This is a genomic window from Variovorax sp. OV700, assembly GCF_900099805.1.
Classification (GTDB): domain Bacteria; phylum Pseudomonadota; class Gammaproteobacteria; order Burkholderiales; family Burkholderiaceae_C; genus Variovorax.
In genome coordinates this window covers 654,088-668,436 of the sequence record NZ_FNDR01000001.1, presented here as the reverse complement: position 1 = coordinate 668,436, position 14,349 = coordinate 654,088, and the positions used below count along the sequence as shown (strand labels likewise).

Here is a 14,349-nt window from a genome sequence, read left to right as displayed (position 1 = left end):
AAATGAAGATCGGACGTGTTTCTCATCTCGGGCGGGTGCGCATGGTGTTGGTCGATGAGGCCAACGCGACCGTCAGGTTCATTGGCGGCAGTTTCTCGAGCCATCTGAACCCGGTTCAGGCCGTTATCGAGCGTCGCATCAGAGCAGCAGAACTTGAAGAACTGACGGTCGGGAAGGCTGATTTTTCCGAAGTCACGTTTCTCTCGCCGATCTCCGCGCCTGTGCGGAACATCTTCGCGGTAGGCAAGAACTACACCGAGCACGCGGCCGAGTTCGATGCGAGCGGCTTCAACGCTACAAGCGGCGCTGCCGCGGTGCCTGCTTTCCCTCAGATCTTCACCAAAGCGACAACCTCGCTCGCAGGGCCTTCCGATGACATCGTCTTTGACCCGGCACACACCTCGTCAGTCGACTATGAGGGCGAGATCGGCGTGGTGATCGGTGCCGAGTGCCGCAATGTGTCTCCGGCGGATGCCCTTGCGAAAGTCTTCGGATTCGTCGCCCTCAACGATGTGACAGCGCGCGATCTGCAAAAGAACCACGCGCAGTGGTTCCTCGGGAAGTCGCTCGATACGTTCTGCCCCGTCGGCCCGTGGATTACCACGGAGGACGAAGCCCCCATCCCATCGCTCAAAGTGCAGACCTGGGTGAATGGTGAACTGCGCCAGGTCGGCATGCTCACAGACCTGATCTTCGACGTGCCGAACTTGATCTCGACTCTGTCGAAGGCAATGACGCTTCTGCCCGGCGACCTTATCGCAACAGGCACGCCCGTTGGCGTCGGAATCGGCCATTCGCCACCCAAGTTCTTGCAGCACGGCGACCTCGTCCGTGTCGCAGTCACGGGGCTGGGCGAACTGAACAATCGCGTCCGCACCCGATGACTGAGATAAACCTGTGCCCGACCCGCGGGTTGAAGAAGCGCCGGGTGTTGATCGGCTTGGCCACTGCAACAGTGTTTTTCCATGCGCCGGCCTCGGCACAAGACGCATATCCGTCGAAACCGATCACCATGGTCGTGCCATTCCCGCCAGGTGGCGCAGCTGATATTGCTGCGCGACCCGTGGCGGAAGCCATGGGTCGCTACCTGAAGCAGCCTGTCATTGTCGAGAACAAGGCAGGTGCCGGGGGAGGCATCGGCATGTCGCAGGTCGCCAAGGCGAAGCCTGACGGCTACACCGTGCTCATGGCGCTTTCCTCTGTCGTCGTGTTGCCCGAAGCGGATGCCATCCGTCAGCGTCGGCCCATGTTCGAACTCGCTCAACTCGAGCCCATTGCTCGCTTCACAGCGGACCCGGTAGTTCTCGTGGTCAAGGCTGACAGCCCCTGGAAAAATTTCGAGCAGTTCGCAGCAGCGCTGCGTGCAAGACCGGGTGAGCACACCTTTGGATCATCGGGCAACTACGGGACGATGCATGTCCCGTTCGAACAGCTGAATGCCGCGGCCAAAACCTCGATGTTGCATGTTCCGTTTACCGGTGCAGCTCCTGCCGTTGTGGCGCTCCTCGGAGGTCAGGTGGATGCCTTGGCCACGGGGCCTTCGACGGTCGCGGGCCATATCCAGGCCGGAAAGCTTCGAGCACTCGCGCATTGGGGTGAGGGGACGATCCCGACACTTCCGGAAGTGCCCAGCCTGAAAAAATCAGGAGTTCCAGTGACCTACCTGCAATGGACGGGTCTGTTTGCTCCTGCTTCGACACCGACTGCCATTGCGACCAAACTTCGGGAGGCGGCTAAATTTGCTGCTAGCGACGTGCGTGCGGCCCGATCCCTGGAGGCAGCTGGTACCTACATGCAGTACCTCGACACCCCGGAGTTCACTGCATTTGTCGCAAAGGACGCTCAGGCCATGGCGAAGGTTGTCCAGCGGATCGGAAAGGTCGAATGACCGCCATGAGTCTCTACCTCAATTCGAGCGCTGCTCGCTCACTTCACACATCGCACAGTGCGAGTCGGATCAACTCTTCTCAACCCCCAAAAGGAAACCGATGAATATCCAACGCCGTTTTTCGCCCAAGGCGCTGCTCCTCGCCAGCGTTTCTGTTCTGATGCTGTCTCCAGTCTTCGCACAGGCAAGCGACAAATTCAGCCTCTCCAGCCCCGACATTGCCAAGGGTGGGAGGATTGCCAACAAGTTCGTGCTGAACGGCTTCGGCTGTAAGGGTGAGAACATTTCTCCGGCCCTAGTATGGAAGAGCGCGCCGGCCGGCACCAAATCGTTCGCGCTTCAAATGTACGATCCTGACGCTCCCACCGGTAGTGGCTTCTGGCACTGGGCGATCTACAACATACCCGCGTCAGCGACGCAGCTCCCGCAGGGGGCTGGCAATGCTGCCTCCAGCCTGCCGGCTGGCGCCACAGGAGGGATGAACGACTATCAAGACACAGGCGCTGCCGGTGCGAACGGCAACTATGGCGGCCCTTGTCCGCCGGTGGGCGACAAGCCGCATCGCTACGTCTTCACGGTGTATGCGCTCGCCGTGGATGACCTGTACGAAGCGGCTGGGATTCCGAAGACCGGCACCCCGGCGCTCCACGGCTTCGCGCTGAACAAAGCGCTAGGCAACAAGGTGCTGGGCAAAGCGTCGTTCACTTCACTCTACGGCCGCTGAGGCGCGTTCGTCGGCGGGCGGCCGTTGGGCACGCGGCCCCGTCTACCGACAATCCGCGTGGGCCGCCTGCGCCTCTCTTCAAGTATTTGCTGCGAACCGGCGGACGCGAATGTCCGCTTGCTCCTTATGACCAGCCATGTGCTCAAGGGCACACAGACGGGAACAATACTCACCCACCATCACCGAAGCTTCGTCAGTTAGAACACGCTGGTAGGTGTGCGTCTTGATGAACTTGCCTGCCCAGAGACCGCCGGTGTACCGGCCGGCTCCCATGGTAGGCAAGGTGTGATTGGTGCCGATCACCTTGTCGCCATAAGAGACGTTGGTGCGGTGGCCGAGGAACAATGCGCCATAGCTGCGCATGTTCTGCAAGAACCAGTCGGGGTTTCTGGTCATCACCTGCACGTGCTCGGATGCGATCCGCTCCGACTCCTGCAGCATCTCTTCGTCCGAGTCACATAGGATGATTTCACCGTAGTCGGTCCATGACTGGGCCGCCACGGCGCGCGTTTCCAATCGGGAAAGAACGCTTTCAATGGCAGCCGGAAGTTGCTCCGCGATGCTTCGGCTCGTCGTTATGCATACGGCCGGCGAAGTGGGGCCGTGCTCGGCTTGCCCGAGAAGATCGACCGCCACCAATTCGGCGTCCACGCTGTCATCGCAGATGACCATGGTCTCGGTCGGACCGGCAAGCAGATCGATGCCGACCCGCCCGAACAATTGGCGCTTGGCCTCGGCAACGAAGGCATTGCCGGGTCCGACGATCATGTCTACCGGCGCGATGCTCTCGGTTCCGAGGGCCATTGCAGCGATTGCCTGGACGCCTCCCAACGCATAGATCTCGTCCGCCCCGGCCAGCGCCATGGCTGCCACGATCTCGGGGGAAGGCTTTCCGTCGAACGGTGGCGCACAGGCAATGACGCGATCGACACCCGCCACCTTGGCGGTCAGCACACTCATGTGAGCTGACGCGATCAGCGGATACTTGCCGCCGGGGATGTAGCAGCCGACAGACTTCATGGGAATGTTGCGGTGCCCCAGCACGACGCCTGGCAATGTTTCAACTTCGACATCCCGCAGCGTTGACAGCTGAATCTGCGCAAAGCGACGAATCTGGGTCTGCGCGAATTCGATGTCCTTTCGAGCTTGGGACGACAGCGAGTCGATGGCCGAGTCGATCTGGGCTTTGCTCAGGCGGAAGGCCTCCGGACTCCATTTGTCGAACTTCTCGGAGTATTCGCGAACTGCGCTTTCGCCTCGTTGCTCGATGTCAGAAAGAATCGCCTGAACCGTGGTCTGGACCAGCGCGTTGGCTTGCAGTTTTGCTTGGGGCGCCTTGCCCCTTTTGATGTGATGAATCATGGTTTGGCTTCGAAGAAGGTGAGGAAGACTTGCATCGGCACAGCCGTGCGCCGCGTCTCGGCGCACGGGCGTAAGCGGCGGGTTACTTGATGGCCATGGGGTTGATGGGGGATCCAACCGCGCGGGTGATCGGAAGCGGTGGAGCAACGAACATGAACTCGTAGACACCGTCGGTCGCGCAATCTGCAGCGAGGTCCTTGAGGAAAAAAATCTCGCCCATGGAGATGCCGATCTTTGGGATCACAACCCAATGCCAGGGTTGCGTGCACTCGTCGGTCTCGTTCGGTCGCACCTCGCAACCCCAAGTATCGGTGCAGATGGCGGCGATTTCCTTCTTGTGGATCCACTCCGCAGTCTCGAAAGCGAGCCCGGGAGCGGAACCACCTGCGTAGCCACCCCATTCGCTGCCTTCCAGGCATCGCTCCATGTGTCCGGTCCTCACGATGACGAAGTCGCCTCGCCGGATCTCGACCCCCTGCGTCTTTGCTGCCGCGTCCAAGTCGGCGCTCGTGATCGCCTCTCCGTCGTCCAGCGAGCTACGGCCCAAGTGGCGTGCGACGTCTAGCAGTACGCCTCGGCCGACCATGCGGTCCTTCACCTTTTCGATGCCGTTCTTCTGGGCGCCGTTGGTGTCGACCAGCCTGGCGTCGTACCCATTCCACATCTTGTCGTCATAGAAGATGTGACCCAAGGCGTCCCACTGGGTGCCGCATTGCAGCGGCATGGAGACGGCATCGTCTGCGTAGCGCAGCCCGCCCGCGTCCTGGTTGCCCGCAACCGCATCGGTCCCGGTGGCGAGCATGGTGTGGATCGGGTTGTGGCGATTGCCCCAAAGCCCTTTTTGAGGACCGTTTCTGTCGAAGTTCAGTCCAAGCGAGAAAACACGGCCCCGCTTCACGAGCCCGGACGCAGCAATGATCTCGTTGGGACCAACGAAATTGAGTGTGCCCATCTCATCATCCGGACCCCAGCGGCCCCAGTTACTGCATCGCTCGGCAACGTCTCGCAAGTGGGACATCTTGAACTTGTTTTCGTCGAATCGTTTGGTCATGGTTGGCTCCTTATTCCGCGCGGATGTTGTTGTCTTTCACTACTTTCTCCCAGGCTCGAGCGTCCTCACTGATGAAGTTCTGAAACTCGGCTGGAGTGCCTTGGACGGCTTGCAGGCCGAGATCGCGCGCTTTGGTGCGGAACTCCTCCGAGCCCAAAATCTCCTGCGAGGCCGCGGCGATCTTCTGCACGACTGCTGCGGGTGTGCCTTTGCGCACCAGAACTCCCTGCCAGGAGTCCGCTACAAAGCCAGGAATGGTCTCGGAGACCGTGGGAACGTCCGGTAGCGTGGCCAAGCGCTTTGCTCCGGTCACCGCCAAGCCGCGCAATTTCCCTCCTGCAATTTGCGGGATCGCTGTGGTGCTCGGTTCGAACGACGCGTTCACCACGCCGGAAATGATGTCGGTGATGCCACCGTCCTTGTACGGAACATGGGTCATCGTGGCGCCCGAGGCGTTAAGAAAACGCGTCATCAGCACGTGCGTTGTCTGCCCCATGCCATAGCTTGCGTAGTTCATCTTGTCGCCGTTCTTTTTCGCCGAGGCGATCAGCTCCGCGGTGGACCTGATGGGCGAGTTGGCCGAGACCACCAGCACATACGGGACCGAGACGGTCCGCACCACGCCCACGAAGTCTTCCGTCTTGTAAGGCAATCGCGATGCCGAATAGACGAAGGGATTGAGGGACGTCGTGCTGCCCACTGTGTAGAAGAGGGTGTAGCCATCCGCGGGTGCGGTGGCCGCAGCCTGCGCACCGACGATGGTGGCGGCCCCGGGCCGGTTGTCGATCACCACGGGCTGGCCTAATCGACGGCCCAGACCGTCAGCCCAGAGGCGGGCGATCACGTCCGGGGACGAGCCCCCGGGCAGGGGCACGATCACTCGGATAGCACGTGAGGGATAGTCCGCCTCTGCCCATGCTGCGGGAGCCAGCAGGGAGGCGGCGATGAGCAACGAATGCCGTAAGTGTGAGGGGCGTTTCAAGGTATATCTCCTTCGGGCGGTTCAGGTGGTTGTGCAAGGTCCCGAACGCTATTCGCCTTCCCTCGCCTCGTCTAATATGGTTGCGGCATGGGGCCATGCTGGCTGCACGGGGCGGGTTTACTCGTAGTCCGAGATGAACAGCTGAAAGCCACATAGCGCGCCGGCATGGACGCGAAGAAAAATGGTATTGGCTTAGACGGATGCATCGGCCCACACTCCGTTCACCTTTTAACGATGATGTGGGTGAACAAATGGCAAAGATCACTAAGCTGACTTTCTACAGCGATGGCGTGCGACTCAGCGGCCTGCTGTATGAGCCGGACGACCTCAAGCCCGGTGAACGCCGTCCGACCGTTGTCGGCTGCCACGGCTACACGGGCATGAAAGATGTCTATCTCCTTCCGGTGCCCGAGCGACTTGCCGAAAATGGCTATGTCGCATTCGTGTTCGATCATCGCGGCTTCGGCGCGAGTGAAGGCACCAGAGCACGCCTCATCCCACGGGAGCAGGTGGAAGACATTCGGAACGCAGTGACCTTCGTCGGTACGCTTGCAAGCGTTGATCCGCGGCGTATCGCGCTCTACGGAACGTCCTTCGGGGGCGGTAACGTCATCTGCGCAGCCGCAGAAGATGACCGTGTCCGGTGCGTCGTCTCGGTCGTGCCGGTCGGCGACGGCGAGCGTTGGATGAAGAGCCTCCGTGGGCACTGGCAATGGCTGAAGTTCCTGGACAGGCTGGAAGAGGACAGGAAGCAGCGCGTGGTGACGGGAAATTCGGAGCGCGTGGACGTGACGGAACTGATGCCTGGCGATCCGCACTCGCGCGCGGTAATCACAGAAAAAGTCAAGGCTGCCGAGACATACACCGGTGGGTATCCGCTGGAGAACGCCGAGGCGACCCTCACGCACAAGCCCGAGGCCGTCGTGCATCAGATTTCGCCTCGGCCGATCCTGTTCATTCACAGCGAGCGGGACGGCCTCGTGCCCGTCGAGGAGTCGTATGCGCTCTTCGCCAAGGCGCAGGAGCCCAAGCGGCTCGTCACCATTCCGGGCGCGGATCACTATGACGTGTACCAGTTCGTCGATCCGAAGGTCTTCGAGATCGTGATGCGTGAATCAGTGGCTTGGTTCGACGCACACCTGAAGCCAGCGAGGCCCGGCGTGGAAGCGGAGCGGATCGTCGATTCGGGCCGCGCACCAGTCACTGCCTGAGGGGTATCCCATGGCCTTGCCAAAGTTCGACTACATCGCTCCGCGGAGCCTCCAGGAGGCATGCGCCGCCTTGGAAGCGCACCCGGATGGCGGGAAGCTCCTGGCGGGCGGCCAATCCATCGTACGCATGATGAAGTACCGTGTCATCGAGCCGACCTGCCTGATCGACCTGAAGTCGATCCCGGGCTTGGATTACGTGCGCATGGATGATTGGGGGCTGCACATCGGCGCGCTCGCCACCCACACCCAAGTTTTGGAGAGCCAAGCAGTCCAGCGTGAATACCCTGTGCTTGCTGATGCTGAGCGCGAGGTGTCGGCGAGCGCGGTCAGGAACTGGGGAACCTTGGTGGGCAACCTGTGCGTGGGACATGCAGCCAGCGACCCGGCTCCCGCGCTGCTCGCGCTGGAGGCGCGAATGTCCATCATTGGCCCCTCCGGAACGCGGACTGTGCCGCTCGACCAGTTTTTCAAGGGTCACCTCTGGACGGATCTTCAGGCGGCGGAAGTCGTCAGCGAAATCCAGGTGCCGAAGCCGCCTCGCGGCTGCGGGATGGCCTACCTCGCGCACACGGGTCGCGCAGCCATGGAAACGCCCCTAGTTTCTGCGGCGGTGGTGCTCGTGATGGAACGGGGCCGGTGTGTGAACGCGCGGATTGCGCTCGCGGGGTCCGCGGAAACAGCCATTCGCGCTCTCGGTGCGGAGCGGGCTCTGCTCGGAATGTCGCTGGATGAAGCAACCGTTGCGGCCGCAGCATCCGCTGCACAAGAAGACGCATCGCCGGACAGCGACGTGTTCGGGTCAGCGGAGTACAGAAGAAGGTTGGTCGGCGTTTACGTCAGGGACGCGATCAAGTTAGCTGCCCAGCGGGCAGCGGTCTAGGAGACAAGAATGAGCCGGAATCTCGAATTTGAACTGAACGGCAAGACCTGTCGGCGGGACGTGGAACCGAACACGCTCCTGAAGGACATGCTGCGCCTCGATCTCGGGATGACCGGGACCAAGGAAACCTGCGGCGAGGGAATCTGCGGGGCCTGCACCGTGCTCGTGAACGGCATGCCGGTCCGCAGCTGTCTCGTGCTCGCCATGCAGGTGGGAAACCATTCGGTCGAGACGATCGAAGGCATCGGCAATGCGCAGAACCTGCATCCGCTGCAGCAGGCCTTCCTCGAGCATGGAGCTTTCCAGTGTGGATGGTGCACCCCGGGGATGATCATGACCGCCAAGGCACTGCTCGCCGCCAATCCGAATCCTTCAGAGGCGGAGATTCGCGACGCGATACGCGGCAACCTTTGTCGGTGCACCGGCTACGTCAAGATCGTCGAGGCCATCCAGGCTGCGGCGGCGACTGCGCGGGGATCCAACCCTCTCGCTCAATCTCAGTGATGCGGGGTAAGGTCATGGAAACCATTGCGATCGGAAAAAACATCCAGCGAGAAGAGGGCATCGGGAAAGTTACCGGGTCCGGCAAGTTCGCGATGGACTTGGAAATGCCGCGGATGCTGTGGGCGAAGATCAAACGCAGCACCCGGCCCCACGCGAAGCTGGTCCGCGTCGACACGAGCAAGGCCAAGGCGCTCGCCGGAGTCCATGCCGTCATCGTCGATACGGACTGCCCGCAGACGCTGTTCGGATTCGGCTGCTACGACGAGCCACTCCTGGCCAGGACGAAAGTCCGCTACATCGGCGAGCCTGTTGTCGCGGTTGCGGCAGAGAGTGAAGCAATCGCCGAAGAGGCATGCGATCTGATCGAGATCGAGTACGAGGACTTGCCGGCCGTCTTCGACGTACACGAGGCGTTTCGCAGCGACCCGCCGACCATCATTCACGAGGAGCAGGCCGGCTACCGGCGCGTGCCGATCGGGCCCGAGCAATACAACCCGGACCATCCCAACGCCTTCGGGTATTACAGGATACGGAGCGGCGACGTGACGGTAGGTTTCGAGCAGGCCGACAGGATTGTAGAGAGCACCTATACAAACGCGATGATTGCCCATGCGCCGATGGAGCGTCACAACTCTGTCTCGCTGTGGGACGGTGACGGAAACGTGACTGTCTGGTCTTCTTCCCAGGCTGCGTACTGTCTCCTCAACCAGATCAGCGAAGCGCTCGACCTGCCCCACTCGAAGATCCGCGTCATTATTCCCAAGTACGTCGGCGGCGGCTTCGGCGGCAAAATCGAGATGAAGTCCGAAGGGCTTTGCGCCGTGCTTTCGAAGGCGGCAGGGCACAGGCCCATCAAGATCGAGTACACGCAGGAGGAGTCGCTCTGCTGGGCGGGTGTGCAGCATCCTTTCGAGATCAAGCTCAAGACGGGCGTCAAGAAGGATGGCGCGATCGTTTCCTGCGAAATGTTCGTCCTGGTGAATGGGGGCGCCTACGCGCAGCACGGTTTCCTGGTCACCCGGCAGGCTAGCTACGGGCCGCTTGGCTCGTATCGCTTCCCGAACTTCAAGCTAGACAACTATGTTGTCTATACGAACCAGCCGCCAGGCGTCGCATACCGAGGTTTCGGCAACACGCAGATCCACTGGGCCCTCGAGTCGCACATGGACGAACTGGCGCATGCGATTGGCATAGATCCCGTTGCGATCAGGTTGAAGAACGTGCTTGTCGAAGGAGAAATAAATACGGCGGGGGAAAACCAACACTCCGTGGCCGGCGAAGAACTGATCCGCGAGATCACCACGGCGATTGGCTGGGGCTCCGATTTCGTCAGGAAAGATGGGCCATGGCGCAGAGGCCGCGGGCTGGCGATCGCCAATAAGGACAGCATCGCGCCGTCCGCATCCACTGCGTTCGTGAAAATTCACAACGACGAGACGGTGGAGATCCGGCACAGCGCAGGGAACATGGGTCAGGGGAGCAGCACGACGTTCATCCAATTGGCTGCGGAGGCGCTGCAGGTGGACCCGGCCCGTGTGCGAACGGCGCAGATCGACACTTGGGTCACCCCCTACGACCAGCTCTCCGGTTCGAGCCGATTGACCTTTGCAGGCGGCAATGCGGTGCTGATGGCGTGCGACGACGTGAAGCTGCAGGTCTTCAAGCTGGCCGCGCCGGTGCTTGAGGCCGACGCCGGTGACCTGGAGTTGGCTGACATGAAGGTGTTTGTCAAGGGCGAACCCGAGCGATTCGTACGTGTGAAGGACCTGTTCCGGACACCGTACTTCACCGGCTCTTTCCTGCCCACTGGTGGTGAACTGCTTGGAAAGGCAACCTTCTACGTTTCCGCCAGCAAGGTGGATCCTGAAACCGGCAAATGCGGTGACGACGGCTTGAGAAGAATCTTTTCGTTCTGCACGAGAGCAGCGCAAGCAGTGGAAGTCGCCGTGAACATCGAGACGGGCCAGGTGCGGCTCGAGAGGATCGCTATCGCTAATGACGTCGGCCGCGCGATCAATCCCATGTCATGCGAAGGACAGATGCATGCCGCGTTGACGATGGGACTGGGTGGCGCGCTATACGAGGAGCTGCAGCTGGAGTCGGGAGCGATCCGCAATGCAGACCTCGAAAGCTACAGGTTCCCCACGGCCAAGGACGCCCCCCCCAATGCAGGAGTGTCGACGCATATCGTCGAAATTCCTCAGCCGGACGGCCCCTTCCAAGCCAAGGGGTTTTGCGAAGCCACGATCGCGCCCACTGCGCCGGCGATCGGCAATGCCATCTTCGATGCCATTGGCGTGCGAATGACGCACATGCCGATGACCGCCGAACGCATCCTTGCAGCGATCGATGCGAAGAACGAGGCAGCTAGGGCCCGCTGAGTGCGAAGGCAATACATGAGGATGGGTATGCATTTCCTGATTCGCTGCATCGACCAGCCTGGAGGGCCTGAGCTGCGCAGGCGAAACTTCCAGGCGCACCAGGGCTACCTTGCCGAGACCGGGAAGGCCGCCGAGATTCTCATTTCCGGTCCTCTGGTCGCCCAGGACGCTGTGACAGTGACAGGCAGTGCGTACCTGGTCGAGGCGGCCGACATGGGCGCCGCCAGGGCCTTCATCGAAGCCGACCCGTATCACAGGGCAGGTGTCTGGGAGTCTGTGTCCGTGGAAGGCTTCATCAAAAAGACGGATAACCGTGGGCTCCAGGCAAACCGACAACAGTAGGCGACCAAGGAGGCCGATATGTTGCAGATGACACAAGAGCGAAGCGAGTATGAAGTGCGCTTCGAGTCCCTAATCAAATCCGGCCGAGACTTCGCTTTCCCCTGCGACCAGAACGGTCGCCTCGATCTGGACCGTGCCAGCGAGTCCGCACGGAATGACTACTTCTTTGCTCGGGCAATGGTGGGTTGCGAGTTCTCGCCTCCCGTCGTTCGCCCGCTGACGCTCCATTGAACGCGATCCTTTCGATGCGATTCGCGCCCGCACGCTGGTCGCGCATTTTGCCTTCGAGGACGGACGCTGCTAGGCGAACCTAGGTCGGTAAGCTGGCCAAGATCCAGGACGTCTAGGCAAAGCGCTTCTCCCTCTGGGAATCCGGAGATCGCTGTCTGTCTCTGCAGGACACCAATTCGTCCTCACTGCCCCCCAACCGATGGAGAGCTGCTGCCCTAACGCAGGAGTTCGGCGCTGGGCCACGCGCCGCTCGCGATCCGTTCCTTCGCGAGTTCGTACAGCAGATTCGTGAAGGCGGAACCGGCCGCTGTCAGGTCGGCATTCAAGGGATAAACGACGGCCCAATTGATGGACAGTTCCTCGATCGGCGCCGCTGAAAGCTTGCGCGCACGCAGTGCGGCATCGATGGCGGAGGAAGGTAGGATGCTGAAGCCGAGACCATCCGTCACGAGGTCCACAATCATGCTGGTGGAATTGCTGTCGCACACGATGGTCGGAGGCAGATCCTGCTTCGCCAGTGCATCCTCGATCGCGAGTCGGAAATTGTTCAACCGGTTCGTGAGGATCAGCGGCTTGCCCGCAGCCATCTTCAACGGAACCGCCTTGCGAACATCCAGCTTCTCCCCGCGTGGGCCGACAAGGAACAACTGTTCCCTTGCAAGTGGAATCTTCGCGAAGCCTGGCAGGTCGCCGAGATCGACGAGAACAGCACAATCCAGCCTGTTTCGCTGCACGAGGCTGGCGAGGTCGATGCTGATTCCTTCGTGGATGTGCAGGTTGACGTTCGGGTGCGCGCGGCAGTAGGCCGCCAGCAGGGGGCGCGTCAGCATTTCGCGCAGCGCCGGAGGCATCCCTACCGCCAGATCGCCCTGCGGTATCCCTGGGGTTGCCACCTCGTCGCGCAGGCGCTTGAACTGTTGCAGCAGCGCACTTCCGCGGTCCACCAGCGCCCGGCCTTGCTCGGTCAGCGTGATCCCATGGGTCGTCCGGTTGAAGAGGGGCGCGCCGATGTCCTCCTCCAGGCCACGAATTTGGCGCGACAGCGCCGGCTGCGCGATGTGCAGCACCTGCGAGGCGCGTGTGAAGCTGCGCAACTCCGCGATTTGGAGGAAGTATTGGAGCTGCCGCAGATTCATGTCGAGTTGGGAGCGGGTAGGCGATGCGAGGACTTTGCCAGCCGCAGAATACTCGACAATGCGTGTACCGCTTTGCATGCTTGGTTCGGCGCCTTCGGACATAGGCGATGGGCGCCGCTGTGCTGCAACCCGAAAACTTTAATCCGCGGTCCAGCCGCCATCGATGACGAGTGAACTTCCCGTCATCAGGCTGGATGCGTCTGAAGCGAGGAACAGTATCCCGCCCGTCAGATCAGTCACCTGTCCGAGCCTTCCTAGCTTGATCTTCTGCAGCACTTCGGACTTGAAGTCCTCATTGGCCAGGAACGGTCGGGTCATCGGAGTTTCGATGAAGGTGGCGGCGAGGGAGTTGACGCGTATGCCGTGAGGTCCAAGTTCGATCGCCATCGCTTTAGTGAATCCTTCGACCGCGTGCTTGGACGCGCAATACACCGCACGCCTTGCGGCCCCGACATGTCCCATCTGCGACGACATGTTGATGATGGAACCCGGTCGACCCAGGTTGACCAGCCTTTTGGCGAACGCCTGGGCCACGAAGAAGGCCGCGCGGACGTTCAGGTTGAAGACCGTGTCGAAGTCAGCCGGCTCGACATCGAGCACAGCCGCCGGCCGATTGGTCCCGGCGTTGTTCACCAAGATGTTGAACGGCTCGGCTTCCGACATTGCCTTGGCCATGACCTCCAGATCGGCGACATCCACTGTGAGCGTGTCCGCTCGGTGGCCGAGCTCCCGGATCCTCAATGCGGCGGCTTCGATCTCAGCGCGGGTCCGCGCTGCCAGCACCACGTGGGCGCCGGCCGCGGCCAACGTGAAAGCGGCCGCGAATCCGATTCCACGCCCGGCGCCCGTGACAAGCGCGCGTTTGCCGTGCAAATCGAACGAAGGAAGCTGGGGAATCAGTGGCTCTTCGGATTTCATTGCGGCTTCGCTTCCAGCTCTGTACGAACCGGTTCAGTCAACGCCGCCACCAGATTCTGGAAGAACTGATCGGCCATCTTTTTAGTCGTCGACATGAGCAAGCGTTGCCCGAGCTGAGCGATCTTGCCGCCGACATTCGCTTCGAGCTGGTAGGTCAACTTTGTCCCGGTCGGGGTGTCTTCCAGGGCCACGACGGCTGAACTCTTGGCAAAGCCTGCAACGCCTCCCTCGCCCTCGCCGACCAGTCGATAGCCATTGGGCGGATCTCGATCGAAGAGGCGGACCTTGCCCCTGAATCGCGCCTTCAGCGGTCCGAACTCGAAACGCACAATCGCGGCGAATTCGCCGTCGGATCTCTCCTCGATCTCTTCGCAGCCTGGGATGCACTGCTTCAGGATCGCGGGATCGTTCATCGCGGAATACACGGTCGCCCGGGAGGCCGGAACGACGTACTCACCGGCTATGTCAAGTGCCATGGCATCTCTCGATCTTGAAAACAGTCACGTAGGACCTCCGTTTCGAATGACCGGAAGGTTAGGCTCGCGTCATCCGCGCGGCAAATACCATTCGCGCAGGGCCGTGATGCCGAAAAGCTATGGCAGGCTGGAGTCTCAGGCGTATGCCCAGCCGCGCCTCAACGTCTGTGATGGCGCCTCGCCAAATTGCCGGCGATGCGCCCCGGCAAAGTCGCCGACATGGGTGAAGCCGTACTCGAGAGCGATGTCGGCCACGCGAATTC

General features: G+C 61.2%; 14 protein-coding genes. 8 read left to right on the top strand and 6 right to left on the bottom strand.

The features are described 5' to 3' along the window. The first annotated feature begins 2 nt into the window (after window positions 1–2). The 3 genes from BLR24_RS03105 (at window position 3) to BLR24_RS03095 (ending at window position 2,612) form a co-directional block, all read left to right on the top strand. Complete coding sequence (locus BLR24_RS03105; RefSeq protein ID WP_254787141.1) at window positions 3–884, top strand: fumarylacetoacetate hydrolase family protein; 882 nt, start codon at window positions 3–5, stop codon at window positions 882–884. Continuing rightward, complete coding sequence (locus BLR24_RS03100; RefSeq protein WP_093012387.1) at window positions 881–1,888, top strand: Bug family tripartite tricarboxylate transporter substrate binding protein; 1,008 nt, start codon at window positions 881–883, stop codon at window positions 1,886–1,888. The genes BLR24_RS03105 and BLR24_RS03100 overlap by 4 nt, the downstream gene beginning before the upstream one ends. Window positions 1,889–1,988: 100 nt before the next feature. Then, window positions 1,989–2,612, top strand: coding sequence for a YbhB/YbcL family Raf kinase inhibitor-like protein (locus BLR24_RS03095; protein WP_175543152.1), 624 nt, complete (start codon window positions 1,989–1,991; stop codon window positions 2,610–2,612). A gap of 78 nt (window positions 2,613–2,690) precedes the next feature. On the opposite strand, the gene hisD is transcribed toward BLR24_RS03095, so the two are convergent. From hisD to BLR24_RS03080, 3 genes are all read right to left on the bottom strand, one after another. Continuing rightward, the gene (gene hisD / locus BLR24_RS03090; RefSeq protein ID WP_093012384.1) at window positions 2,691–3,974 is read right to left on the bottom strand and encodes a histidinol dehydrogenase; all 1,284 of its coding nucleotides are present in this window, start codon (window positions 3,972–3,974) and stop codon (window positions 2,691–2,693) included. Between the two features lie 82 nt (window positions 3,975–4,056). Further along, window positions 4,057–5,025 (bottom strand): cyclase family protein, encoded by a 969-nt coding sequence (locus tag BLR24_RS03085; protein ID WP_093012381.1) that lies wholly within the window; start codon window positions 5,023–5,025, stop codon window positions 4,057–4,059. 10 nt (window positions 5,026–5,035) lie between these two features. Next, a complete protein-coding gene (locus BLR24_RS03080; protein WP_093012378.1) occupies window positions 5,036–6,007 on the bottom strand; it encodes a Bug family tripartite tricarboxylate transporter substrate binding protein in 972 nt (323 codons plus the stop codon). A gap of 200 nt (window positions 6,008–6,207) precedes the next feature. On the opposite strand from BLR24_RS03080, the gene BLR24_RS03075 reads away from it, so the two are divergent. The 5 genes from BLR24_RS03075 to BLR24_RS03055 are packed head-to-tail and all read left to right on the top strand — an operon-like array spanning window position 6,208 to window position 11,325. Further along, window positions 6,208–7,218, top strand: a complete 1,011-nt coding sequence (locus BLR24_RS03075) for an alpha/beta hydrolase (RefSeq protein ID WP_302848481.1) — start codon at window positions 6,208–6,210, stop codon at window positions 7,216–7,218. A 10-nt stretch (window positions 7,219–7,228) separates the two neighbouring features. Beyond that, a complete protein-coding gene (locus BLR24_RS03070; protein WP_093012371.1) occupies window positions 7,229–8,098 on the top strand; it encodes an FAD binding domain-containing protein in 870 nt (289 codons plus the stop codon). Between the two features lie 9 nt (window positions 8,099–8,107). After that, entirely contained in the window at window positions 8,108–8,602 is a 495-nt protein-coding gene (locus BLR24_RS03065) for a (2Fe-2S)-binding protein (protein ID WP_093012368.1), read from the top strand. A gap of 14 nt (window positions 8,603–8,616) precedes the next feature. Further along, on the top strand, window positions 8,617–10,983 hold the full coding sequence (locus BLR24_RS03060) for a xanthine dehydrogenase family protein molybdopterin-binding subunit (RefSeq protein WP_217636273.1): 2,367 nt from the start codon (window positions 8,617–8,619) through the stop codon (window positions 10,981–10,983). A 27-nt stretch (window positions 10,984–11,010) separates the two neighbouring features. After that, window positions 11,011–11,325, top strand: a complete 315-nt coding sequence (locus BLR24_RS03055) for a YciI family protein (RefSeq protein WP_175543151.1) — start codon at window positions 11,011–11,013, stop codon at window positions 11,323–11,325. A 446-nt stretch (window positions 11,326–11,771) separates the two neighbouring features. On the opposite strand, the gene BLR24_RS03045 is transcribed toward BLR24_RS03055, so the two are convergent. The 3 genes from BLR24_RS03045 to BLR24_RS03035 all read right to left on the bottom strand — a co-directional run bounded on the left by BLR24_RS03045 (window position 11,772) and on the right by BLR24_RS03035 (window position 14,086). Next, window positions 11,772–12,692, bottom strand: a complete 921-nt coding sequence (locus tag BLR24_RS03045; RefSeq protein WP_217636272.1) for a LysR family transcriptional regulator — start codon at window positions 12,690–12,692, stop codon at window positions 11,772–11,774. Window positions 12,693–12,830: 138 nt separating this feature from the next. Then, window positions 12,831–13,610 (bottom strand): SDR family NAD(P)-dependent oxidoreductase, encoded by a 780-nt coding sequence (locus BLR24_RS03040; RefSeq protein ID WP_093012353.1) that lies wholly within the window; start codon window positions 13,608–13,610, stop codon window positions 12,831–12,833. Beyond that, window positions 13,607–14,086, bottom strand: coding sequence for an SRPBCC family protein (locus tag BLR24_RS03035; protein ID WP_093012350.1), 480 nt, complete (start codon window positions 14,084–14,086; stop codon window positions 13,607–13,609). Before BLR24_RS03035 ends, BLR24_RS03040 begins: the two co-directional genes overlap by 4 nt. Window positions 14,087–14,349: the final 263 nt, after the last annotated feature.

Bases quoted from the DNA above. Each gene is read 5' to 3' on its own strand.
- BLR24_RS03105 (WP_254787141.1), top strand. From the start codon at position 3: ATGAAGATCGGACGTGTTTCTCATCTCGGGCGGGTGCGCATGGTGTTG.
- BLR24_RS03100 (WP_093012387.1), top strand. From the start codon at position 881: ATGACTGAGATAAACCTGTGCCCGACCCGCGGGTTGAAGAAGCGCCGG.
- BLR24_RS03095 (WP_175543152.1), top strand. From the start codon at position 1,989: ATGAATATCCAACGCCGTTTTTCGCCCAAGGCGCTGCTCCTCGCCAGC.
- hisD (WP_093012384.1), bottom strand. From the start codon at position 3,974: ATGATTCATCACATCAAAAGGGGCAAGGCGCCCCAAGCAAAACTGCAA.
- BLR24_RS03085 (WP_093012381.1), bottom strand. From the start codon at position 5,025: ATGACCAAACGATTCGACGAAAACAAGTTCAAGATGTCCCACTTGCGA.
- BLR24_RS03075 (WP_302848481.1), top strand. From the start codon at position 6,208: ATGCATCGGCCCACACTCCGTTCACCTTTTAACGATGATGTGGGTGAA.
- BLR24_RS03070 (WP_093012371.1), top strand. From the start codon at position 7,229: ATGGCCTTGCCAAAGTTCGACTACATCGCTCCGCGGAGCCTCCAGGAG.
- BLR24_RS03065 (WP_093012368.1), top strand. From the start codon at position 8,108: ATGAGCCGGAATCTCGAATTTGAACTGAACGGCAAGACCTGTCGGCGG.
- BLR24_RS03060 (WP_217636273.1), top strand. From the start codon at position 8,617: ATGGAAACCATTGCGATCGGAAAAAACATCCAGCGAGAAGAGGGCATC.
- BLR24_RS03055 (WP_175543151.1), top strand. From the start codon at position 11,011: ATGCATTTCCTGATTCGCTGCATCGACCAGCCTGGAGGGCCTGAGCTG.
- BLR24_RS03045 (WP_217636272.1), bottom strand. From the start codon at position 12,692: ATGAATCTGCGGCAGCTCCAATACTTCCTCCAAATCGCGGAGTTGCGC.
- BLR24_RS03040 (WP_093012353.1), bottom strand. From the start codon at position 13,610: ATGAAATCCGAAGAGCCACTGATTCCCCAGCTTCCTTCGTTCGATTTG.
- BLR24_RS03035 (WP_093012350.1), bottom strand. From the start codon at position 14,086: ATGGCACTTGACATAGCCGGTGAGTACGTCGTTCCGGCCTCCCGGGCG.